This window comes from Olsenella profusa (assembly GCF_016900315.1).
Lineage (GTDB): Bacteria > Actinomycetota > Coriobacteriia > Coriobacteriales > Atopobiaceae > Thermophilibacter > Thermophilibacter profusus_A.
The window spans coordinates 1-441 of the sequence record NZ_JACSNQ010000050.1 but is presented as its reverse complement, the minus strand read 5'-3'; the positions used below and the strand labels follow the sequence as shown (position 1 = coordinate 441).

General features: G+C 43.1%; 1 protein-coding gene. It reads left to right on the top strand.

Annotated elements, in window-relative coordinates:
* The coding region (locus H9X80_RS08975) for a glycoside hydrolase domain-containing protein (RefSeq protein ID WP_204794000.1) at positions 1 to 441 on the top strand (441 nt) is incomplete at both ends.

Sequence of the window (441 nt, the reverse complement as noted above, 5' to 3'; positions counted from 1 at the left end):
TTTCGCGATTTCTTTTTCACAACCGATAAAAGATTATGGGTATGTGGATAAAAAGAAACCGGACTATATCGGGTTTTGGAGGCGATTTGCGCTGGAGCGTAATTTCCCGGAAATAACGGGGCGGTCTATTGTGTCGTATTTTAATTTTGATACGTCGGTCAATAAGGAACTGGTGATAAAGGTGGCTCTTTCACCCGTGAGTACGGAAGGGGCTTTGAAGAATCTGCGGGCAGAAGCTGAAGGGAAAACTTTTGAACAAGTGGCGGATGAAGCCTCCAAGTTATGGAACCAGAAATTGAATTTGTTTGAAATAGAAGGGACTGAAGACCAGAAGTCCATGTTCTACACATCGTTGTATCATACGATGATTAATCCTTCTGTGTATATGGATGTAGACAGACTTTATCGGGGGTTGGACCATAACATTCACAAGGCGGAAGG